A 22,371-nucleotide genomic window follows, 5' to 3' on the forward strand; every position below is an offset into this window, starting at 1 on the left:
TCCTCTGCTGTCCACCTATAATCATATTGTTACCCTTTGTCACATCCATATCTTCAGTCTTCCTTCTTAATTCCGTATAGATCAGAATCTTCCGCTACCATCGTCAAATCCTGGTCATTATTCTTCAGCGTCTCGGCATAACTCACAACTCGCCTATTCATATCATTATTATCAGTCCATAACTCACACTGAAACATTACCGTCTGAACTGCATCATCCATACCTTCCGGCGGATATTTATGTTTTCTCAAAAGTCGCTTAATCATCATTCGCATTTTTGCTCTTGCAGACTCGCGCTTCTGCCAGTCAATAGAACGGTTCTTACGTAACGCCTCTGTGAGCTCTTTCGTAATCGCTATAAGCTCATCATTTTCATAAAAATCCTTAATTGCCTGTGGCTTTGTCAAAGCATCATAAAATGCAAGCTCATCTTCGGAAAGCCCCATCTCATCTCCTGCGTCTCTGGCATCGCGTATCTGCTTTGCCATCTTAAGTAGTTCTTCAATGACTTCTTCATTTGAGAGCATTCCGTTAAGATAACGATTCATAACTCCCTGAATAATCTCACTAAATTTCTCGGATTTAACGACATTTGTGTGTCTGTATATCTGTACCTGTTCCGCAATCAACTTTTTCAGGAGTTCAACTGCAAGGTTCTTTTCTTTCATTTTTGAAATTTCCTCAAGAAACTTCGGATCAAAAAGCGAAAACTCCTGCTTCACATCAGAGAACAGGTTAATAACACCGTCACTCTTAATACTGGATTTCAAAAGTTCATTGATGTGTGCATTCATTTCAGGAAGAGATAGTTTCTTTCCCTCACCTTTGTTTATCAGACGCATAACAAGTGATTACAACAGCAGGGACAGATACCAATTCCATCTGTTTTGAGACACATCAGAAAGCGTTAGATCTCTTAAAGTGGCGAAAGGTTGATCCCACGTTCTATCCCGTGATCTATGGTGCAAAGGATCATGAGGATTGGACCGACCAGAAAGTATGGAGAAAAGTGAATCCCTCTCTGGGGATTACTGTTGGAATAGATAAAGTCCAGGCAGCCTGCGAGTCAGCGAAACAAAATCCGGCGGAGGAGAACGCTTTCCGGCAATTAAGGCTGAATCAATGGGTCAAACAGGCAGTTCGTTGGATACCTATGGAGAAGTAGGATGCCTGTTCTTTTCCGGTGAATGCAAAGGAACTGGAAGGACGTGTATGTTATGGAGGATTAGATCTTTCCAGCACTACAGATATCACTGCCTTTGTGCTTGTATTCCCTCCGTTAGACGAAGAAGATAAATTCAGCATTCTTCCCTTCTTCTGGATTCCGGATGAGAACGTAGATCTCCGTGTTCGAAGAGATCATGTTCCTTATGATGTCTGGAAAAAACAGGGTTATTTAAATACGACAGAAGGAAATGTGGTCCACTATGGTTATATTGAAAAGCTGGAAGAGACTTTCAATATTCGGGAAATAGTCTTTGATCGCTGGGGTGCCGTACAGATGGTACAAAACCTTGAGGGGATGGGATTTACGGTTGTTCCCTTTGGACAAGGATTTAAAGATATGTCGCCTCCAACAAGAGAACTGATGAAACTGACTTTGGAGAAAAGAATTGCTCATAATGGCCAGCCGGTACTTCGCTGGATGATGGACAATATTTTTATTAAAAGTGATCCAGCTGGAAATATCAAACCAGATAAAGAAAAATCCACAGAGAAAATTGATGGGGTTGTTGCCACCATTATGGCTTTGGACCGTGCCATTCGCTGTGGTAATGATAACAGTGAATCTGTCTATGATGACAAAGGCATTTTATTTTTATAAGAAATGAAGCCCCTGTTTTGCACAAAAGCTCCATTTCTGTTTATTCATTTGAGTTGATGATTCCTTTGATGTCTCGACCACCATAAAAAACACGGGCAACTGTAACGGTTCCTTCCTTGTCATCAATCAGATAATACACAATAAAATTATCTACCGGTAACTGATGCATTTCCATTGAATGCCAAGGTTCCCACTCAACCAGCCTATAGCGTGCCGGCATAGAATCCAAAGAACGTACTTCTTTTCGAATGCGACCCACCTGCCCTGCTGCGGTCTCCGGAACAAGAAGTTCATTGGCGATATAAGAATAGATTTCTCTCAAATCGTCAAGCGCATTCTGAGAATAGCTTACTGTAAAATTTTCTGTCATATGCCAAATTCCTTTGCTAACGTCGCATCGACTTCATCGGCGGAATATACCTTTCCAGCTTTGATAGAATCAACACCTTTCTGAAGCTCAGCGTCGAGCTGTTCTCTGGTCATTGCACCAACAGCTAACGGCTTTGCAGAAGGAAGACGTAAGTCGAATGGAATCCCTTTTGTCAGTACAATCTGGCTATAAAGCATCTGGATTGCACTTGATGGAGAAATTCCAAGCTTTGACAGAATATCTTCCGCACTGTCCTTCAGATTTGTATCTATTCTCGCATATACAGCGGATGTGTTTGCCATAGTATCGCCTCCTTTTTCCTTATTATAATTGCAAATGCTTGTGATTGCAAGCATTTGCAATGATTATTTTATTACAAAACTATAAATTTTATGTGCCCAGCGGGGTAGAAAGGATTATTTATGGGATTTTTATCAGAACTATTTCATTCCAGAGACAAGCCGAAGGATAGTCTTTCCGGTCGCCTCTCCTTTTTATTTGGAGGAACTTCTTCCGGAAATACCGTTACCGAAAGAACTGCTATGCAGACCACTACTGTCTATGCCTGTGTGCGTGTACTTGCAGAGTTACTACTAAATGTCTTTCAATACACAGAAGATGGGGGGGGAACGGAAGCAACCGGAGCATCCGCTATATTTTCTCCTGCATGATGCACCGAATCCTGAGATGACCAGTTTTATATTTCGCGAAACATTGATGAGTCATTTACTCCTTTGGGGAAATGCCTATGCGCAGATTATTCGAAACGGAAGGGGCGTTCCGATTGCACTCTATCCTTTGCTTCCTAGTAAGATGGATGTCAACCGTTCAAAGGCAGGACAGCTGATCTATACGTATCAGAAAGATTACGATGAATATGGTGCAAGAAATCATTCACAACAGATTGCCTTAAGTTCTGATGAGGTTCTACATATTCCGGGACTCGGTTTTGATGGTTTAGTTGGCTATAGTCCGATTGCTATGGCCAAAAATGCAATCGGCATGTCTCTCGCCGCGGAGGAATACGGAGCCTCTTTCTTTGCAAACGGGGCAACACCGGGGGGTATCTTGGAGCATCCGGGGATTGTGAAGGAACCGGACAAGTTAAGGGAAAGCTGGCAGGCACAATTTTCTGGAAAAAACAGTCACCATGTAGCAGTGTTGGAGGAGGGAATGACCTTTCATCAGTTGTCGATTCCTCCCAATGAAGCACAGTTCATTGAAACAAGAAAATTTCAGATTGATGAGATCGCAAGGATTTTTCGGGTACCGCCACATATGATTGGTGATTTAGAGAAATCCTCCTTTTCCAATATCGAACAGCAGTCACTTGAATTTGTGAAATACACCTTAAACCCATGGTGTGTGCGTTGGGAACAGGCAATGAACCAGCAACTGTTGATGCTTAAGGAAAGATCAAAAATATTTATCAAATTCAATGTGGATGGCCTGATGCGTGGCGACTATCAAAGCCGTATGAATGGTTATGCAATCGGGCGCCAGAATGGCTGGCTCTCTGCAAATGACATCCGTGAATTGGAGAATATGAACCGGATTCCTGCAAAGGATGGCGGAGATCTTTATTTAGTGAATGGAAATATGCTGCCCCTTGAAAAAGCAGGAGGCTTTTATAAGGATGAGGAAAGTGAGGTGAATGCAAAATGAAGAAGTTTTGGAACTGGAGTGTAAAAGATTCCAATCGAATACTAACGATCGATGGAACGATTGCAGAAGAAAGCTGGTTCGATGATGATGTCACACCAAAGATCTTTAAGGAAGAATTAAATAATGGAGACGGCGCCATTACTCTCTGGTTGAATTCTCCGGGAGGCGACTGCATTGCAGCGAGTCAGATTTACACGATGCTGATGGAGTATTCCGGAGATGTTCAGGTCAAAGTGGATGGGTTAGCTGCATCTGCCGCATCGGTAATTGCAGTGGCCGGGACAACCGTTTCTATGGCATCAACATCTATGATGATGATTCACAATCCTTTTACTATGGCTATGGGCGATACCGACGAAATGAAAAAAGCCATCGACATGCTTACACAAGTTAAGGAATCCATCATTAATGCTTATGAGATAAAAACCGGTTTATCCCGCAGCAGGATTGCAAATTTGATGGATGCAGAAACCTGGATGAATGCAAAGAAAGCGATCGAATTGGGATTTGCGGATGACATACTACAAGACAATAAGAAAGAAGCCATTGACGGATACTCATTCTCCATGCGGACGGTTGCCAATGCGTTATGGAATAAAGCAAGACAAGAGAAAAAAGCGGATCCGCCACAAACAAAGGAACCAATGGAAACCATAGAGTCGCTGAAAAAGCGGCTTTCAATTATCTCACATTAAATTAGGAGGAGACATCATGAATAAAATTTTAAATTTACAAGAAAAACGGGCATGCATCTGGGAACAGGCAAAAAATTTTCTGGATGAAAAACAGAGGGAAAATGACATCCTTTCTTCAGAAGACACTGCTACTTATGAGCAGATGGAAAACGATGTGATTGCATTAGGCAAGGAGATCGATCGATTAAAAAATCAGGCAGCCATCGATTTGGAGTTAAACCAGCCAACAAGCAATGCAATTACAATGAATCCGAAAGATGGAAAAAATAAAAAGGATTCAAGATTTCAGGACGGATATACCACTGCTTTCTGGAATGTTATGAAGGGAAAAAATCGGCCGGAACTTTTGAATACTTTAAAGGAAGGTACAGATCCGGAAGGTGGCTTTCTGGTGCCTGATGAATATGAACGGACCTTGATTCAGATGCTCTCTGAAGAAAATGTACTTCGTTCGATCTCTAAGGTGATCCAAACTGCAAGTGGTGATCATAAGATTCCCGTTGTTGCGGGTGAAGGCACTGCTTCCTGGATGGAGGAAGAAGCCGCCTATGAGGAAAGTAATACAACGTTCGGTCAGGTATCCATTGGTGCTCATAAACTAGGTACTTTGATTAAGGTATCTGACGAATTACTCAATGATTCTGCCTTTGATTTGGAAAGTTATATTGCTCAGGAGTTTGCCAGGAGGATTGGAAATGCAGAGGAAGAAGCCTTTCTTGTAGGGACAGGAACGGACAGGCCTACAGGTATTTTAAATGACACAAATGGAGCTTCTGATGGAGTGACTGCTGCTTCCGATACAAAACTGGCTTTTGATGATTTGATGGATCTTTATTATTCCCTAAAACAGCCTTACCGAAAAGGTTCTGTCTTCTTAATGAATGAAAGTACGGTGAAAGCAATTCGAAAATTAAAGGATAATAACGGTCAGTACATTTGGCAGCCTTCGGTAAGTGCAGATGTGCCGGATAAGATTTTAAATTGCCCAGTAGTCACCAGCCGTTACATGCCAGAAATTGCAGCAGATGCAAAGAGTATTCTCTTTGGAGATTTCTCCTATTATTGGATCGCCGACAGGCAGGGAAGAACCTTTAAGAGGCTGAATGAGCTTTATGCGGTAAATGGTCAGGTTGGTTTCCTTGCATCGCAGCGTGTGGATGCGAAAGTTGTTCTGCCAGAGGCAATCAAAGTATTAAAGCTGGGAACAAAGTAAGAAGGAGGTGGCGCAAATGCCTATCACTTTAGAAGAAGCAAAACTATATCTTCGTATTGACAACAGCCTGGAAGATGCGTTGATTACAAGACTGATTCAAACTTCAATTACCATTGTGGAAAATGTCCTGCGCCACCCAATTTCCGATTATGAAGTTCTGCCTGATGATATTAAAATGGCTATCCTGTATGGGGTAGCCTATCTTTTTGAAAATCGGGAAACAGCAGATTTTCATGAAATGATCAAACTGATGCGCGCACTTCTTATCCCCTATCGAAAAGAGGTGTTCTGATGAAGCGGTTCGTGGATGTTGGAGAACTAGATCAGAGAATCCAACTCTATCAGATTGTTTATGAAGAAGATGAACTCGGGCAGCAAGTAAAAAAGCGAGTCCATATGGGAGATGCTTGGGCTAAGGTTTCCAATTTGCATGGCAGTGAGTACTACACGGCTTTTGCTGCAAAGATCGAAAGAGAAGTATCATTTGTCATTCGGTATCACCCTGATATGGATGAAACAACAGAGATTGAATTTCGTGGAAACGTCTATAGCATCAGTTATATCGACAACGTGAAGTATGGCAACCGATATATGGAAATAAAGGCACAAACAAAAAAGTGAGGTGAGAAAAATGCGTCCTATAAGGATGATTGATTTGGCTTGTAGCGTAGTCGGAGGCGTGGTTGGATGGTTTCTGGGAGGCTATGATGGTCTGCTTTATGCACTTCTTGTATTTGTAATAGCCGACTATGTTACCGGGGTACTCTGTGCCATCGCAGATCGAAAGTTATCCAGTACAGTCGGATTTAAAGGAATTGCTGGAAAGGTATTGATTTTTCTGTTGGTCGGGATTGGAAATGTACTAGATGTCCAAATCTTAGGTAATGGTTCTGCTATTCGCACTGCTGTTATTTTCTTTTATATTTCGAATGAGGGAATTTCTTTATTAGAAAATGCGGGACATCTGGGACTTCCCATCCCAGAAAAGTTAAAGAATGTCTTAGAGCAGCTAAAAGAGCAAAAAGGAAAGGATGATACAGATGAGTAATACCATAAGTGAAATTCTTGCACAGGCAAGAGCATGGATAGGGAAAAAAGAATCGGATCAAAGCTTTCGAATAATTATCGATATTTATAATTCTCATAGACCTTTGGCAAGGGGCTATCAAGTAAAGTACACGGATTCCTGGTGTGCGACCTTTGTATCTGCTGTTGCGATCCGCTGCAACGCAACATATATTATTCCACCAGAGTGTGGATGTCAGGAAATGATAAAGCTCTTTCAATCAAACGGAGAATGGGAGGAAAACGAAGCGCGAATTCCTCATGCAGGAGATATTATATTCTATGATTGGGATGACAGTGGGGTAGGAAATAATACTGGGTATGCGGATCATGTGGGAATTGTAGAGAAAATCTCCAGTTCTACCATCACTGTGATAGAAGGTAATAAATCCAATGCCGTCGGGCGGCGGAACATAGCAGTGAATGCCAGATATATTCGAGGGTATGGGATTCCACGATATCAAACAGAACGTGTTACAACATCCAAAAAGAAACCGCTTGATACGATAGCACGGGAGGTAATTGCCGGGAAGTGGGGCAACGGCGATGCCCGTAAAAACGCTCTCATCGCTGCCGGGTACGATTATTCAGCCATACAGGCAAGGGTCAACGAGCTCCTGAAAAATCCTGAACCTGCCGCCGTTTACTACACAGTTAAGAGTGGGGATACCCTCTCTGCCATCGCAAGGAAGTACGGCACCACCGCCCTTGCGATCCAGAAACTAAATCCGACACAGATTAAGAACATCAATCACATTATCACCGGATGGAAAATCCGGGTGAAATAACTGAATACCTCTATTTGTTTCGCCTGCGCGTGTTTCGTTTTGGAATGCCCGCAGGTTTTTGTCATTTCTATAAGAAATTTCCCGCTCAAATCGTTCGGTCATCTCCAGTGGAAATTGGAGGTGAATATGTGATGACAGAACAATTACAGCCAATCACGAACAGCTATTACACGCAAGAGCGTATCAAAGGCGATCTGGACTACAGCAGGGCACAGACTATCGCAAAAATGATGTTGGATAATGGCCTTATATCTGTAGCTGAATGTAACAAATTAATCGCCATCAATCGGGAAACTTTCTCTCCTCTGTTCGCGGAAATCATGCCTAAAATCACTTGATATGTAAGGCTTTTAGAGTGATGTATAGACGTACGGAAAGGAGGAAAAAAGTTTGAAAAAAGTAACCAAGATTGCGGAAGTAAAGAATCCCAATGTCAAACTTAAGAGGATCCGGGTAGCTGCTTACTGCCGCGTCTCCACGGATTCCGACGCTCAGCTCGAAAGTCTTGAAACTCAGAAGACGCATTACGAGAAATACATCACAGCCCGCGATGACTGGGAGTTTGCCGGGCTCTACTTCGACAAAGGCATCACCGGCACCAAAAAGGAACGACGACCGGAGCTTTTGCGGCTCATTGACGACTGCAAAGCCGGTAAAGTGGATTTCATTGTCACGAAGTCCATCAGCCGCTTCAGTCGCAATACTCTGGATTGTCTAGAGCTTGTCAGAAAACTTCTTGATTTACGCATCCCTATTTACTTTGAAAAAGAAAACCTGAACACCGGCTCTATGGAGAGCGAGCTCTTTCTGGCAATCCTCTCCAGCATGGCTGAAGGTGAGTCGGTTTCCATTTCACAAAACAGCAAATGGTCCATCCAGAAGCGCTTCGAGAATGGAACCTTTAAAATCAGTTACCCGCCCTATGGTTACGACTGGGATGGGGAAAAGATGCTTATTAATCCAGAACAGGCAGCCATCGTGAAGGAAATATTCGCTGCTCTTTTATCCGGCAAGGGTACCCAAGCCATCGCTGACGATCTGAACCGGCGAGGTGTTCCCACCAAGCGTACCGGACACTGGACGTCTACGACGATTCGCGGAATGCTTGGCAATGAAAAGTATGTCGGAGACTGTATCTTCCAGAAGTCCTTCTCGGATTCCAGCTTCAATCGCCACGCCAATCATGGTGAAAAAGGCCAGTACCTGCTTAAGCGTCATCATGAGGCAATCATCCGCCGAGAGGATTTTGAAGCAGCACAGGGACTGATCAACCAACGTGCAAACGAAAAAGGCGTTACCAAGGGAAGTGCTAAGTATCAAAGCCGCTACGCCTTCTCAGGTAAGATCATCTGCGGTGAATGCGGTGACACCTTTAAGCGAAGAATCCACAGCTGTACCGATTACAAATATGCAGCATGGTGCTGCAACACCCATATTCAAGACAAGAGCCGCTGTTCGATGCTCTACGTTCGGGATGATTCCTTGAAGCAGGCCTTCGTCACCATGATGAACAAGTTGGTCTATGGACACCGGGTGATCTTAAAGCCTTATATCGATGCTCTAAAGCATTCATCCGCTGACGATTCTCTCCGGCACATTCAGGAGATCCAGACCTTGATGGCACAGAACACGGAAAAACGCGAGACGCTGACCAAGCTCATGACACAGGGTATCATCGACCAGATCCTCTACAGCAGGGAAACAAACGAGCTTCTCTCGCAGGCAGACAGCTTTCGGGATGAAATGGAAGCGCTAAAGAACACGGTTTCCGAAGATGTCACGAAGGTAACTGAGGCCACGGTGCTTCTTCACTTTGCAGAAAAAGGTGGGATGGTTCCTGTCTTTGAGGAAGAACTATTTGAAAAATTCGTCAGCCGCATCATCATTCGCTCCCGAACGGAAGCATGCTTTGAATTAAAGTGCGGTCTGACACTGAAAGAAAGGATGTGATCACATGGGGCATACACCCTATGGATACAGCATTGAAAACGGCACTGCCATCATTGATGAAGAAAAAGCAGGCAAAATCCGAAAACTCTACGAGTACTACCTCTCCGGCATGGCGCTTGCCAAGGCTGCGGCAGAAGCCGGGATTGAAGCCTACCACGGTGAAGCAAAACGCCTGATGGAAAATCGCCACTACCTCGGCGATACCTTCTATCCTGCCATCATCGAACAGGAGGCTTTCGACAGCGCTTCCGAGGAACGGATCCGACGTGCTGATAAGCTCGGCAGGCTGAAGCACAAGAAAGCCATGAAGCAAGCTGCGGTTCCGACACACTTCCATCTTGCCGAAGCCGTTCAGCACTATGAAGACCCAAAGCTACAGGCAGAATACCTCTACAGCCTCATAGAAAGTGAGGTGAGCTGATGGGCAATGTCATGTTTATTCCAGCCAAACGGCAGGTTGGGAACACCGTCAAACAATCTGAGCAGCCTAAACTTCGCGTCGCCGCTTACTGTCGAGTCAGTACGGACTCCGACGAGCAGGAAACCAGCTACGATGCTCAAGTCACCCACTACACCGAGTACATTCAGAGCAATCCAGAGTGGATGCTGGCGGGCATCTTCGCCGACGACGGCATCTCCGGAACCAACACCAAAAAACGAGACGAGTTCAACCGTATGATCGATGAATGCATGGCCGGGAATATCGACATGATCATCACCAAATCGATCAGCCGTTTTGCCCGCAACAGGCTCGACTGCCTGCAGTACATCCGCCAGCTGAAAGACAAGAATATTCCAGTCTACTTTGAAAAGGAGTCCATCAATACGATGGATGCCAAGGGCGAAGTGCTGATCACGATCATGGCATCACTTGCCCAGCAGGAAAGCCAGAGCCTTTCGCAGAACGTGAAACTCGGTCTCCAGTACCGTTACCAGCAAGGAAAAGTTCAGGTGAATCACAGTCGCTTCCTCGGCTACACGAAGGACAAAGACGGTCACCTGATCATCGACACAGATCAGGCAGAGATTGTAAAGCGAATCTATCGAGAATACCTTGAAGGCTCCAGCATGGACAAGATTTCAGCCGGCCTTGAGGCAGACGGCATCCTCACCGGTGCCGGAAAGCCGAAATGGCACACCAGCACCATCAACAAGATTCTCCGGAACGAAAAATATATGGGTGACGCCTTGCTGCAGAAGACCTACACCGTCGATTTTCTTACCAAGAAGCGAATCAAAAACAACGGCACGGTACCTCAGTACTACGTCGAGGGTGACCACGAGGCGATCATTCCGAAAGAACTTTTCATGCAGGTGCAGGCTGAGCTTGTCCGCCGCCGGGTCGTCCATGTCAGCCCTTCTGGGAAAAAACGAAAGTTCTCCTGCAACCACTGCTTTGCACAGATGATATTCTGCGGCGAGTGCGGAGAACTTTATCGTCGCGTCCATTGGAATAACCATGGTTGTAAATCTATCGTCTGGCGCTGCATCAGCCGTCTGGATCCCACTTCCGCCGACATAAACTGCACCAACCGCACGGTAAACGAAACTGTTCTTCAAGGCATCACCATCAAGGCCATCAATATGATTCTGACCGACAGAAACACTTTTCTGAAAGTTCTGCAAGAGAACATTGCCAAAGCCGTGATCAGTGCTGACACTCTCTCACCGGATGGCATTCAGACAAGGTTGGAGAAGCTTCAAAAAGAGCTCATCAAGAAGGTTAATAACAGGCAAGATTACGACGCCATCGCTGACGAGATCTTCCGTCTCCGCGAACAGAAGGAAAAGTCTGAAACTGAAAGCTACAGTCGAGAAAAAGCCATGAAGCGAATCAAGGAACTGCAGGACTTTATCAGCAAACAGGAAACCAACATTACGGAGTTTGATGAAAGTCTTGTCCGCAGGCTACTGCAGAAAATCACCGTTTTTGAAGACCACTTCACGGTGGAATTCAAGTCAGGGATAAGCGTTGATATTGAAGGATAACCCACAGAAACAAAGGCTCCTCACCACTGGAATAATATCCGGTGATGGGGAGCCTTCTGTTTATAACCTATTCAGGCATCGAGCCGAAACAAATTGCAGGAATTTCAAATGTATAGCCTCCATATTCAACCGTCTGATAAGTTATCGACGTATCATTTGGTAAGCTTTCCTCATACTCATGATTCCGAATAGTATGAAACACTGAATTGAGCGGCTTAGTTGAAAGTAATTCCTTAAGTTTTTTCAAATCAATAACTGGAACATACTTATTTTGTGTTCTTATATTATGTCTTGCAACAACGCAGCAAAACAAATCTACCGCTTCACAATCATCCACATCAAATACATGTTTCATGAACTTTCTTTTATTACTCATTGCATATGCCATTATTTCTCCTGATTGTTCACATCCGTGTGTAATGTCATCCTCCCGGGCATAGACTTCTTTTGATGAATCAGCTGCCATAAACCATTTGAGCTCACATAAAAGCACAGCATTTGTATTTACATCAAATAATCCTAAATCAATATCTGGTAAACGTCCTTCCAACTTCTTGTGTTTTATCACTTTAAGATTCTCTTTATGTGATATAAAGGCCTCTATTTCTTGAACCATCAGGTCTTCTAAATCATTAACTTCTTTTGAATGCTCAAAATCAGTTTTCGAACTGACTACAGATAACAAATTTCTTTCTGGACGAGAACCCATAAACAACATCGGTGCTATGACTACAATTTCCCCAGGCAAAATCACAATCGGTTGATATACAATATCTACATTGTGCTTATCATCTTCAAAAGTAATATAGTTGATGATATTCAAAACTGTGTCTCTTTGAACATTAGTGGTTGAAACAATATAATCAGCAATACTTCCTATCGGCTGTATTATTGTGCTGTTTTTCAATCTAACAAGAGCATCTTTTATGGAAAGACAGCTAAAAAAGTGAATATAACACAATGTTGCAATTGCTACCCATACTTGCTTATATTCAGCTAATGTAAACAAGTCGAATTTCCATAAATCAGGCAGTGTTTTTGTTGAATCCCACTGTTTCTCAGCTACATCCTTAAAGGTATCCAGAATTTCTGCAGATAATTCATAACACAATTGCTCATCTTGAATTGTAATCCTTTTTTGTAATTCAGTATTTGCGGATGAGAGTTTTACAGGGTTAATGGATTCCATAAATCCAGCAAAATTCGATTGATTCGCTTCCCTCATGATATCGCTCCATGCTGATTTGTTTGCATTTTCAGGAAAGATAAATGTGACTTTATTGCCTTCAACTCTCGCATCTAACCGTTTCCTCGAAAAAGAAATATATCCACTGCATATCAAAGAATACGGATATGCGTAATGCGTAAGAAAAGAGGTGCATTCTTTATATCGTTCCTCTGAGAGATTTGAATTGATTTTTTCTTCCGAAAGAGCTAATGTACTATTCCCAAGCCAATTTAGTGCCTGATTAAGTGCATCCATATAGTCTGTAATCTTTTTTAATGCAAACGGATTTAACATACTACTCATTACAGCCAAAGAGCATAAATCCTCAAAAGATGCAAGTAATTCATATGTGACCTGTTGCTTGTTACCAACAAACACCGGATGATTATTGTGATACGCATCAATTATTTTTTCTATTTCTCTAATCTTCATTATTTCCACCGTCCTCCCAAGTATATCCAATCCACAGCCTAAACTCTCTCTGACAACAAAATCGGCAACTCAATACCCGACATCTAAATCGGCGTCTAAACTATACACACTTTTTATGTTCCTCGCTTATCGCCCTGTTTCCGCAGAGCGCTATGTTTAGGCCTCTGATTGAATGTTTTCGTACTCACGATAGCAAAAAGGCCCTAAATCGGGCCCTTTTCTTAACTTTTTACCTGACCCTTGACATCAACACTACCGTCTCCACATGTATGGTCGAACAGAACATATCAACGCAGCAGACTTTTTCTACTCTATATCCGCCTCTTATCAGCACCGCAAGGTCTCTTGCGAGACTTGTCGGCTTACATGAGATATAAACCATGCGTTCGACTTGAAAGTTCAGAATTTTTGGAAGTGCTTTTGGATGGATACCTTCCCTCGGTGGATCCAGGACGATAAAATCCGGTTTCCTGTCAATTTCATCGATCATTTTTAAGACATCTCCGGCGATAAAGCTGCAGTTTTCCAGCCCATTCATCTTGGCATTTTCTCTGGCTGCTTCCACGGCCTCTTCCACGATCTCAACTCCGATCACTTCTTTTGCAATCGGTGCCAGCATCTGCGCTATGGTTCCGGTTCCGCTGTATAAATCAAACACGGTCATATCTTTCATGTCACCGATATAAGATCTTGCTTTCGAGTAGAGGATCTCGGCGCCAAGTGAGTTCGTCTGAAAGAAGGAAAACGGCGAAATCTTGAATCGCAGATCTAGCAGTGTTTCATAAAAATAGTCTTGTCCATATAAAATCCGTGTCTCATCACTTTGAACCACGTCTGCCAATGAATCGTTGACAATATGGAGAATTCCGACAATTTTTCCCGTAAGCTTTAAAGCCAGAAGTTTCTCTACAAGAGAATCCAGATTGCAAACATTTTGACTGGTGGTCACCAGATTCACCAGTATCTCTCCTGTCTTTTCTGCTCTTCGCAGAAGAAGGTGGCGGAGATACCCGACATGGGATATCTTGTGATAATATGGCATAGGGTTCTCCGTAAAATAGTCGAGTACAGTTCTCAAGATCAAGGTCATGTCCTCATGAACAATCTTGCAGTCATCTGCAGTCAGAATGTCATATGTACTGCCCTTCTTATGTAGTCCAAGCGTCAGAGGTCCGTCTTTATATTCATCTCCAAAAGAGAACTCCATCTTGTTACGGTACTCGAATTCTTTCGGGCTTCCATATATTCCTTCGAATTGATAATCGGGGGTTCCCTCTTCATCAATTTGACCTGCCTCAGTAAGCGTTCTATCCAATATCTGCCGCACCTGTGACTTCTTCATCTCCAGCTGATCATCATAGAGCATGGTCTGGTACATGCACCCACCACAAGCCGGAAAGATGCTGCAGACCGGTTTTCTTTTTTCAAGGGGCGAAGGTTCCAGAACTTCGAGAATCCGTCCCTCTGCCTTATTTTTGCGCTTTTTGTGAATAATAAAACGTACCTTTGAGCCACAGATTCCATTTTTGACGGTGACAGTATTCTCTCCTACACGCACCAGCCCTTTATTCGGAAAATCGATTTTTTCAATTACACCCTCATATATTTCGCCTTTTTTCATAACAATCTCCTAATCAGATATAATTTATTTTCTTTGACACTCCCCACAGCTAAAGCAGGTGGATTCTTGTTTCAACCACTATGATACAAGAAAAGATTTCTCGCATGAAAGTGACAGAAAGAAAGCTCCGGCACAAAAGCACCGAAGCCTCAGCTCTCTGAATATTATTCTTCACTATCATCATCGTCTTCAAAGTAGTCATCAAAGTCATCATCAAAATCATCTTCAAAGTCCTCCAGATAATCCGGAGTGAAGAACCGATATACTGCATAAGCAATTCCGGCCACAGCTGTTACCGCTCCGATTATAGCCAGAACCCACAGCAGGGTGTTCTTAGACTTCTCGTCTTCTTTATCTCTCTTCTTTAATAACTCTACGACATCATCTAACCTATTCATTCAAACACCAACCTTTCTGCCGAAATAGATTTCTTTTATTTAGTATACCGCAATTAACATCGGTTATTCTAATTGATCGAAAGATTAACTTGACAGTATACCAAGTATGGCTTCTATTGCTGAAATAAAACTGAAAATATATTTCCTTTTCATTATATCACAGGCACTATAATAATGCCACCATTTTAGGAAAATAAAACAAACCCCCGAAAGCCTTGTACTTACGGGGGTTTGTGTAATAGCGAGAAAGGGATTTGAACCCCCGACACTGCGGGTATGAACCGCATGCTCTAGCCAACTGAGCTATCTCGCCATATTGAATTATACTTCTGTTCCAGAAGAGTGGGACCTACAGGGCTCGAACCTGTGACCCTCTGCTTGTAAGGCAGATGCTCTCCCAGCTGAGCTAAGATCCCATTTTATTCGCTGTCGATTTTTGTTATTTCTCTCAACCGACTTGCTTATTATACTATTAAAACGCTCCTGTTGTCAATAGGTAATTTTTTAAATTGTAATTATTTTTTCAACAATTTACGGAACAACTCCTCTGCAGCCCTTTTTCTCCTTTTTGTCTCCTCTTTCAGAACAATTGCCCTTTCATTATCATACTCAATGACATCTCCGTCTGCAGGACGAGACTCGAACTCAGATACCGGTATATTCAGAATCTTTTTATCTTCGGTCTCACATACAGCCAGATTTCCCTCCAATCGATCCACAATCAGTTTCATTTGCTACACACCTCCTGCTATTATTTATCCATTACTGTGGGGGATTACAAACGCTGCAAGGTTCTAATCCCCTGTTGCGTGCTTCTGATAATTTCACTTCTATGTAACTGTTCTTTAAGTATTTACATCCGTCTGTATGATATTTTGTTCCTGCTTTCGTGATATATACGGTGGGATCCTGTTCTGTCTTATTGGGCACCTGTGCTGCCTCCATGGATGCTTCTTTTGTATTCCATGAAATGTGTGCTCCATCGCTGGACGCTATAATGGTACCCTGTTGGTCTGTCCTAAATGTCTGGATATTGTGCTGTGCAAATCTCTGCAGAATTTCCTGATCGGGATGACCATACTGATTATTCACCCCACAGCTGATCACCGCATACGTCGGAGATACTGCATCTAGCATAGCTTCCGAATTAGATGTTTTACTTCCATGATGACCGGCTTTCCATACATCCGCTTTCAGATCTATCCCGGATCCAATAATGTCTCGCTCGGCTGCATCTTCCGCATCTCCTGCCATGACAAAACTATTGTCTCCATATACAAGCTTTATCCCAATGGACCAGTTGTTCAGATTATCCCCATAATCGACCCCTGGCTTTGGTGACAGTATAGTAATCTTCGCATCACCTAGCTGATACTCCTGTCCGGTATTTGCCTGTGTGATCTGAAGTCCTTTTTCCTGTATTGCCGCAAGGACATCCATGTAAGTCTGTGAAGTATGAATTTTCTCAGGAAGTATGACGTTTTCGACATCAAATGAGCGAATCACATCATCAAGGCCTCCGATATGATCTTCATGAGGGTGTGTGCCTACCACATAGTCCAGCCGGGTAATTCCCTGCTGCTGCAGATATGTTACAACCTTTTTCCCATCCTCATTCTTTCCGGCATCAACAAGCATCGCTGCATCGGATGTCTTAATCAATATGCTGTCAGCCTGTCCAACATCCAGGAAATGCACTTCCAGCGGAGTTTTTTCCTGTTCGTTTTCCGCTGCCGCTGCATCCGCCTGCTGCTCCACATGGGATGCCGGTTTTGGTGCGCATCCTATGTTCAGTATCAGAATTACAAAAAACAGAGTCCCGAAAAGCCAACGAAATACAGAGGCTTTCTCTTTTAATGTTCTCATAGATGTCTTTGAAAACCCCTTTCTTATTCAGGTGAACTAATCAAATTGAGGAAACCTGTGACTGCTGAGCAGTCAAAAAGTTTAATAGAAAAATCGCCAGAAGCCTGTAAATACAAGCATTCCAGCGATGTTTATTCATAGTAGATAGGGGAGTTGAACCCCTGATTCCGCCGTGAGAGGGCGGCGTCTTAACCACTTGACCAATCTACCTTGCTCAATTATAATAACTCATTCCAAAGAAAAATGCAAGCCTTTTTTTTAATTTTTTTAAAAAACTGACTTTTTCTACAATTCGTAGTGATAGGAAGGTCAAAAGGTTATGCTTTTCATGACTGTATGAAAAGCATAACCTTGGAAGCCGAACAAACATAAGAATGTAGTCCGACAGGATCCGAACACACATCAAGACTGCTTTGAATATATTTTTACAATCTGCACCAGGATCTCCACTACAATATCCATGCCTTCCACAGTTATATGCTCAAAGGGACCATGGAATGCATATCCGCCTGTCCCTAAATTCGGGCAGGGCAGCCCCATAAAACTTAATCTGGCTCCATCCGTACCTCCGCGGATAGCCTCCACTTTTGGCTCTATTCCAGCTTCTTTGGCAGCTTTCTTTGCGTTCTCAATCAGATGAAGGCAAGGTTCGATCTTTTCTTTCATGTTATAATACTGATCTTTCAGTTTTAGACTGACAGTGCCCTTGCCATACTTTTCATTCATCTGATCAGAGACACGAGCAAGAAGTTCTTTCTTTTCTTCAAATTTTTCACGGTCATGGTCACGTATAATATACTCCATATGAGCATTTGCAACATCACCTGAAAGCTTCAACAGATGGAAGAATCCCTCATATCCCTCTGTCATCTCCGGAGTTTCCTCCATCGGAAGCAGGGACTGTATCTCACATGCCACAGATGCAGCATTTACCATAATGTCTTTTGCATCGCCCGGATGAACATTAACGCCCACGATGTCCAGCTTTGCTGAAGCGCCATTAAAGTTCTCATATTCAATTCCGCCTTCAGCTCCTCCATCTACCGTATAAGCATATTCGGCCCCAAAAGATTTCACATCAAAATAGTCCGCTCCCGCTCCGACCTCTTCATCCGGGGTGAAACCGATGCAGAGCTTCCCATGTGCAATATTTTCTTTCCGGATATGCTCTAACATCGTCATAATCTCAGCAATCCCTGATTTATCGTCACTGCCCAGAATCGTTGTCCCATCAGATGTAATTAAAGTCCTTCCTTTTAAATTCGGAAGGTGTGGGAATAACTTTACTTCCAGTTTTCTTCCCGAATCACCAAGCTTTAGATCTTTTCCGTCATACTTCTCATGAATCTGCGGATTTACTTTATGGTCTGCAAAATCAGATACGGTATCCATATGCGAAATCCATCCGATAGCCGGTGCCTTTTCACATCCTTCTGTTGCCGGAAGGGTGGCGTAGACGTAGCATTTGTCGTCCACCCTGGCGTCACTTAATCCAAGCTCCTTTAGTTCATCTACAAGCACCGCCGCAAGATTAAACTGTTCTTTTGTACTCGGAACGGTTGTATTATTATCGTCGCTTGCTGTCGGTATTACCACATACTTTAAAAGTCTTTCATATGCTCTCATAAAAGTCCTCCTCTGCCCTGCCAGATACCACGTATTGCCGCACATAATCTTTCACCCTTGGTATCCTTACTTCATCAATTTTTTTATTGTATCGCATAACTCATCAACGACTTTATCATCGCCATCCTTTATGTCATCCACTACACATGTTTTAATATGATTTGTCAGTAGCTCTCGGTTAAATGCATTTAATGCAGACTGGATTGCCGCTACTTGCGTCAGAATATCTACACAGTATCTGTCATTTTCGACCATGCTTTTGACACCTCGGACCTGACCTTCAATCCTATTTAGCCGGTTAATGAGTTTTTTGTATTCATTCTCTTCTCTGTGTTTCGTTTTCACACAGCAGCAGTTAGCTTCTTCGGCCAATGATATCACCTCCCGGAATTCATACCCCTTGTGGGTATATCATAACAGAGATCAGGAATTTCGTCAAGAATGTGAAGCTTTCTACATGCAATTTCTACATACAATTCTACATCCATTTATTACATCTATATTTTGTTCTCAAACGAGGAAAACTATTACATATAATTATAACAAGCGTAAAAAAGTTATGCATTTCGGGCTGCTTGCTCAGATTTATAAAGGAATTGGCACTATGAAAAAACGAAAAAAATGGTTAATAAAAAACTTTATACTTTTTTTGATGGGATATTGCATCTATCTGGCCATCGAGGTTACGTTCCGGGGATTTAGTTTTCGTCTGATGGGAATCGTGGGCGGACTGTCCATGATCGGTTTATCAGAAATCTCTGAAACCTTTCACAATACTGAGCAGCTCCCTCCAAAAATGCTGATGGGCGCTGCTGTCATCACCTGTCTGGAACTAATTTCCGGGACGTTTGCATTATTTGTTCTCGATATTCGTATGTGGGATTACAGCGAACTATGGATGAATTCCCTTGATGGACTGATATGTCCTTTATTTTCAGTCTTTTGGTTCTTTTTGTCTGGAATTGGAATTATTGTTGCCGATGGCCTCGATTATTATCTTTTTGAAGAGGGAAAAAGGCCTGCTTACCGGATAGGAAGATGGACCTTTTCCCTGCCGGCAAAACAGGCATAAAGAACCTGTCGAGAGCCAAGAATATCACATGTTCTTGGCTTTCGGCAGGTTCTTTTCTTCTAGTAATTTCCCAGTATGTACAGCTCATCAGCCTCATTTTGAATGCCAATCAATGCATTCTTCACTTCAGGTTCAGACAGATTCCCCTCAAAATCCAGGAAAAAACGATATTCAAAGTTTCTGTCCCGAATCGGACGCGATTCGATCTTAGTCATATTCAAATCATTGTAAATTAAATTTGACAAAGCATGATAGAGAGAGCCACTTTTGTGAGGCAATTCAAAACAAATGCTGATCTTTTCGGCATTTTTCACAATGTATTTTTGATTGGAGATTATGATAAACCTGGTGGAGTTTTTCTCCGTCGACAATCTCTTCTCTTCCAGTCTTTGCAGTCCAAACAATTCTCCTGCCGAATGGCTGGCAATGGCAGCCTGTCGGATATCTTTGTCATCGGCTACTTTTCTTGCAGCTACAGCAGTATTTAATAGTTTTCTCTGCTCCCAGTCTGGATGCTCTTTCAGATACTCTTTACACTGGGCAAGAGCCTGAGGATGAGAAAAGACAGTCCGCACATCCGAAATATCCGCGCCAGGAAGGCCCAGCAGCTCATGCTCTATTGGAAGAATCTGTTCTCCTACAATGTATACAGGATATTCAAGAATCAGGTCATAGATATCCTGAACAATTCCGGCAGTCGAATTCTCTATTGGAAGAACCGCATAGTCTGCCTGTTTTTTTGAGACAATCTGAATTGCTTCTTCCCAGGTGCCGACATGTGCGGTGTTTACACATTTGCCAAAAAACTTCTTTGCCGCTTCCGAGGCATAAGCTCCTTCAAGCCCCTGATAGATCACCTGAGCTTCCTGTACAGGCAGATGTTCCAACTGAATATAGCCCGAGAACAAGTCATCTTCATGTTCGGCAAGCATCTGATACTGACGGATCCTGCTGATAGACATGGTCTGACGGAGGATCTCACAAATACCCTTCGCATTGAAGTCACTGGAAGCGGATTCGCTTATACACTCTAATTTTTTATTTTCTCTATCCTGATCAAATACTGGTTTTCCGGTTGCTATTTTATATTCGGCCACCTCACCTGTGAGGTTCATTCGCCGTTCGAACAATTTTTGTATCTGACCATCGATACTGTCAATCTCATCTCTTATTTTTTCTAAGTCCGGCATCATTTCTCATTTCCATGATATTTTTCTTCGCAGTACTGACAGCGATAAATCTCCTTTTCCGGATCAGACAGAATGAAAACTTGATCCAGTTCCTGTTCAATTGAAGTGATACAACGAGGATTTTTACACCTGATTACATTGACCACCTTGTTGGGAAGATGCAGTATCTTTTTCTCTGTAATCTCGCCATTTTCGATGACATTTACCGTAATATTGTGGTCTATAAATCCCAAAATATCGAGATCCAACATGCCTACCGGGCACTCGACCTTTAAGATATCCTTCTTTCCCATCTTATTGCTGCGGGCATTCTTAATGATTGCAACTGTGCAGTCCAGCTTGTCCAGTTCCAGGTCATGATAGATGGTCATAGCTTTTCCGGCTTCAATATGATCTAATACAAATCCCTCCGATATCTTTCCGACATTTAACATACTTTCACCTCCAGAAGTGTGAGAATCAGCGCCATACGAATATAGACACCATACTGAACTTGTTTAAAGTAAGCTGCTCTCGGATCCTTGTCAACTTCCACAGCAATCTCATTGACACGTGGAAGAGGATGGAGAATATACATGTTATCTTTCGCCAGTTTCATCTTTTCTGTATCCAGAATATAGAAGTCTTTCATGCGGAGATAGTCTTCCTCATTGAAGAAACGTTCCTTCTGAACACGAGTCATATATAAAATATCCAACTTTGGAAGTGCATCTTCAAGTTTAATTACTTCTTGAAACTCTACATGATTTGCCCTCAGCACATCATCACGAATATAATCCGGTATTTTAAGCTCTTCCGGAGAAATCAACACAAATTTCACACCTGTATAGCGAACCAGAGCGCTGATCAGAGAATGAACCGTACGTCCAAACTTCAAGTCACCGCAAAGGCCAATGGTAAGCCCGTCGAATCTGTGCTTTAAAGAATGGATCGTCATCAGATCAGTCAGTGTCTGTGTCGGGTGTTGGTGTCCGCCATCACCTGCATTAATCACAGGTATGGAAGAGTTGGCGGCGGCCACAAGTGGTGCACCTTCTTTCGGATGTCTCATAGCACAGATATCCGCAAAACAGCTGATCACACGAATTGTATCAGCCACACTCTCTCCTTTCGAGACTGAACTGGACGCTGCCGATGAGAATCCAATTACAGATCCTCCAAGATTAAGCATCGCTGTTTCAAAGCTCAGTCTTGTACGGGTACTTGGTTCATAGAACAATGTGGCTATCTTCTTTCCGTCACATGCATGTGAATACTTCTTTGGATTCTTTTCGATATCACAAGCCAGATCCATCATCTGGTTCAGTTCTTCCACAGAGAAATCCAAAGGGCTCATCAAATGTCGCATATATACCTCCTAAAAAGTCTGGTTAATTTT

23 protein-coding genes, 3 tRNA genes and 3 pseudogenes are annotated in these 22,371 nt (G+C 42.9%); 13 read left to right on the top strand and 16 right to left on the bottom strand.

Annotated features, from left to right (window positions below):
• Positions 1-53: 53 nt before the first annotated feature.
• A pseudogene (locus INP51_RS09065) lies at positions 54-848 on the bottom strand (DUF3387 domain-containing protein); the annotation flags it as partial.
• On the opposite strand from INP51_RS09065, the pseudogene INP51_RS09070 reads away from it, so the two are divergent.
• Positions 848-1,825: pseudogene (locus INP51_RS09070) on the top strand (terminase TerL endonuclease subunit); the annotation flags it as partial. The pseudogenes INP51_RS09065 and INP51_RS09070 sit on opposite strands and share 1 nt — an antisense overlap.
• 40 nt (positions 1,826-1,865) lie before the next feature.
• Here the strand turns inward: INP51_RS09070 and INP51_RS09075 are convergent.
• Both INP51_RS09075 and INP51_RS09080 read right to left on the bottom strand, forming a co-directional pair.
• On the bottom strand, positions 1,866-2,195 hold the full coding sequence (locus INP51_RS09075; RefSeq protein ID WP_193734554.1) for a type II toxin-antitoxin system RelE/ParE family toxin: 330 nt from the start codon (positions 2,193-2,195) through the stop codon (positions 1,866-1,868).
• Positions 2,192-2,497 (bottom strand): type II toxin-antitoxin system RelB/DinJ family antitoxin, encoded by a 306-nt coding sequence (locus tag INP51_RS09080; protein ID WP_193734555.1) that lies wholly within the window; start codon positions 2,495-2,497, stop codon positions 2,192-2,194. The genes INP51_RS09075 and INP51_RS09080 overlap by 4 nt, the downstream gene beginning before the upstream one ends.
• Before the next feature lie 120 nt (positions 2,498-2,617).
• Between INP51_RS09080 and INP51_RS09085 the strand changes: the two are divergent.
• The 11 genes and pseudogenes from INP51_RS09085 (at position 2,618) to INP51_RS09135 (ending at position 11,560) form a co-directional block, all read left to right on the top strand.
• Positions 2,618-3,860 (top strand): annotated as a pseudogene (locus tag INP51_RS09085) (phage portal protein).
• Positions 3,857-4,555, top strand: a complete 699-nt coding sequence (locus tag INP51_RS09090; RefSeq protein ID WP_193734556.1) for a head maturation protease, ClpP-related — start codon at positions 3,857-3,859, stop codon at positions 4,553-4,555. The pseudogene INP51_RS09085 and the gene INP51_RS09090 overlap by 4 nt, the downstream one beginning before the upstream one ends.
• A gap of 16 nt (positions 4,556-4,571) precedes the next feature.
• Positions 4,572-5,768, top strand: a complete 1,197-nt coding sequence (locus INP51_RS09095; RefSeq protein WP_193734557.1) for a phage major capsid protein — start codon at positions 4,572-4,574, stop codon at positions 5,766-5,768.
• Positions 5,769-5,784: 16 nt separating this feature from the next.
• Complete coding sequence (locus INP51_RS09100; protein ID WP_193734558.1) at positions 5,785-6,060, top strand: head-tail connector protein; 276 nt, start codon at positions 5,785-5,787, stop codon at positions 6,058-6,060.
• A complete protein-coding gene (locus INP51_RS09105; RefSeq protein WP_193734559.1) occupies positions 6,060-6,389 on the top strand; it encodes a phage head closure protein in 330 nt (109 codons plus the stop codon). Before INP51_RS09100 ends, INP51_RS09105 begins: the two co-directional genes overlap by 1 nt.
• Positions 6,390-6,414: 25 nt before the next feature.
• Positions 6,415-6,816, top strand: coding sequence for a phage holin family protein (locus INP51_RS09110; RefSeq protein WP_230406755.1), 402 nt, complete (start codon positions 6,415-6,417; stop codon positions 6,814-6,816).
• Entirely contained in the window at positions 6,809-7,621 is an 813-nt protein-coding gene (locus tag INP51_RS09115) for a LysM peptidoglycan-binding domain-containing protein (RefSeq protein WP_230406756.1), read from the top strand. The genes INP51_RS09110 and INP51_RS09115 overlap by 8 nt, the downstream gene beginning before the upstream one ends.
• Positions 7,622-7,752: 131 nt before the next feature.
• Positions 7,753-7,959 carry an SHOCT domain-containing protein gene (locus INP51_RS09120; protein ID WP_193734562.1) on the top strand — a complete coding sequence of 69 codons (207 nt, stop codon included), beginning with the start codon at positions 7,753-7,755 and terminating at the stop codon, positions 7,957-7,959.
• Between the two features lie 52 nt (positions 7,960-8,011).
• Positions 8,012-9,571 carry a recombinase family protein gene (locus INP51_RS09125; protein WP_193734563.1) on the top strand — a complete coding sequence of 520 codons (1,560 nt, stop codon included), beginning with the start codon at positions 8,012-8,014 and terminating at the stop codon, positions 9,569-9,571.
• A 4-nt stretch (positions 9,572-9,575) separates the two neighbouring features.
• Positions 9,576-9,992: an integrase gene (locus INP51_RS09130; RefSeq protein WP_193734564.1), complete on the top strand. Its 417-nt coding sequence runs from the start codon at positions 9,576-9,578 to the stop codon at positions 9,990-9,992.
• The gene (locus INP51_RS09135) at positions 9,992-11,560 is read left to right on the top strand and encodes a recombinase family protein (RefSeq protein ID WP_193734565.1); all 1,569 of its coding nucleotides are present in this window, start codon (positions 9,992-9,994) and stop codon (positions 11,558-11,560) included. Before INP51_RS09130 ends, INP51_RS09135 begins: the two co-directional genes overlap by 1 nt.
• 67 nt (positions 11,561-11,627) lie before the next feature.
• Here INP51_RS09135 and INP51_RS09140 read toward each other — a convergent pair whose 3' ends face one another.
• From INP51_RS09140 to INP51_RS09185, 10 genes are all read right to left on the bottom strand, one after another.
• Positions 11,628-13,220 carry a hypothetical protein gene (locus INP51_RS09140; protein ID WP_193734566.1) on the bottom strand — a complete coding sequence of 531 codons (1,593 nt, stop codon included), beginning with the start codon at positions 13,218-13,220 and terminating at the stop codon, positions 11,628-11,630.
• Between the two features lie 229 nt (positions 13,221-13,449).
• Positions 13,450-14,841 carry a 23S rRNA (uracil(1939)-C(5))-methyltransferase RlmD gene (rlmD, locus tag INP51_RS09145; protein WP_193734567.1) on the bottom strand — a complete coding sequence of 464 codons (1,392 nt, stop codon included), beginning with the start codon at positions 14,839-14,841 and terminating at the stop codon, positions 13,450-13,452.
• Between the two features lie 164 nt (positions 14,842-15,005).
• The gene (locus INP51_RS09150) at positions 15,006-15,239 is read right to left on the bottom strand and encodes a hypothetical protein (RefSeq protein WP_193734568.1); all 234 of its coding nucleotides are present in this window, start codon (positions 15,237-15,239) and stop codon (positions 15,006-15,008) included.
• A 239-nt stretch (positions 15,240-15,478) separates the two neighbouring features.
• Positions 15,479-15,552: transfer RNA gene (locus INP51_RS09155), tRNA-Met, on the bottom strand.
• A gap of 30 nt (positions 15,553-15,582) precedes the next feature.
• A tRNA-Val gene (locus INP51_RS09160) sits at positions 15,583-15,655 on the bottom strand.
• Positions 15,656-15,754: 99 nt separating this feature from the next.
• A complete protein-coding gene (locus INP51_RS09165) occupies positions 15,755-15,970 on the bottom strand; it encodes a DUF3006 domain-containing protein (RefSeq protein ID WP_193734569.1) in 216 nt (71 codons plus the stop codon).
• Between the two features lie 31 nt (positions 15,971-16,001).
• Entirely contained in the window at positions 16,002-17,105 is a 1,104-nt protein-coding gene (locus INP51_RS09170; protein ID WP_193734570.1) for a ComEC/Rec2 family competence protein, read from the bottom strand.
• Positions 17,106-17,243: 138 nt separating this feature from the next.
• A tRNA-Glu gene (locus tag INP51_RS09175) sits at positions 17,244-17,315 on the bottom strand.
• Between the two features lie 192 nt (positions 17,316-17,507).
• A complete protein-coding gene (pepT, locus tag INP51_RS09180) occupies positions 17,508-18,731 on the bottom strand; it encodes a peptidase T (RefSeq protein WP_193734571.1) in 1,224 nt (407 codons plus the stop codon).
• A gap of 66 nt (positions 18,732-18,797) precedes the next feature.
• Positions 18,798-19,103, bottom strand: coding sequence for a metal-sensing transcriptional repressor (locus INP51_RS09185; protein ID WP_193734572.1), 306 nt, complete (start codon positions 19,101-19,103; stop codon positions 18,798-18,800).
• A 232-nt stretch (positions 19,104-19,335) separates the two neighbouring features.
• Between INP51_RS09185 and INP51_RS09190 the strand changes: the two genes are divergently transcribed.
• Positions 19,336-19,803, top strand: coding sequence for a putative ABC transporter permease (locus INP51_RS09190; protein WP_193734573.1), 468 nt, complete (start codon positions 19,336-19,338; stop codon positions 19,801-19,803).
• A gap of 59 nt (positions 19,804-19,862) precedes the next feature.
• On the opposite strand, the gene pheA is transcribed toward INP51_RS09190, so the two are convergent.
• The 3 genes from pheA to pyrB are packed head-to-tail and all read right to left on the bottom strand — an operon-like array spanning position 19,863 to position 22,341.
• Positions 19,863-20,996, bottom strand: a complete 1,134-nt coding sequence (pheA, locus tag INP51_RS09195; RefSeq protein WP_329602294.1) for a prephenate dehydratase — start codon at positions 20,994-20,996, stop codon at positions 19,863-19,865.
• Positions 20,993-21,427, bottom strand: a complete 435-nt coding sequence (locus INP51_RS09200) for an aspartate carbamoyltransferase regulatory subunit (RefSeq protein WP_193734574.1) — start codon at positions 21,425-21,427, stop codon at positions 20,993-20,995. Before INP51_RS09200 ends, pheA begins: the two co-directional genes overlap by 4 nt.
• A complete protein-coding gene (gene pyrB / locus INP51_RS09205) occupies positions 21,421-22,341 on the bottom strand; it encodes an aspartate carbamoyltransferase (RefSeq protein WP_193734575.1) in 921 nt (306 codons plus the stop codon). Before pyrB ends, INP51_RS09200 begins: the two co-directional genes overlap by 7 nt.
• Positions 22,342-22,371 lie beyond the last annotated feature (30 nt).

It is taken from the genome of Blautia liquoris, assembly GCF_015159595.1.
In the GTDB taxonomy this organism is placed as follows: Bacteria; Bacillota; Clostridia; order Lachnospirales; family Lachnospiraceae; genus Novisyntrophococcus; species Novisyntrophococcus liquoris.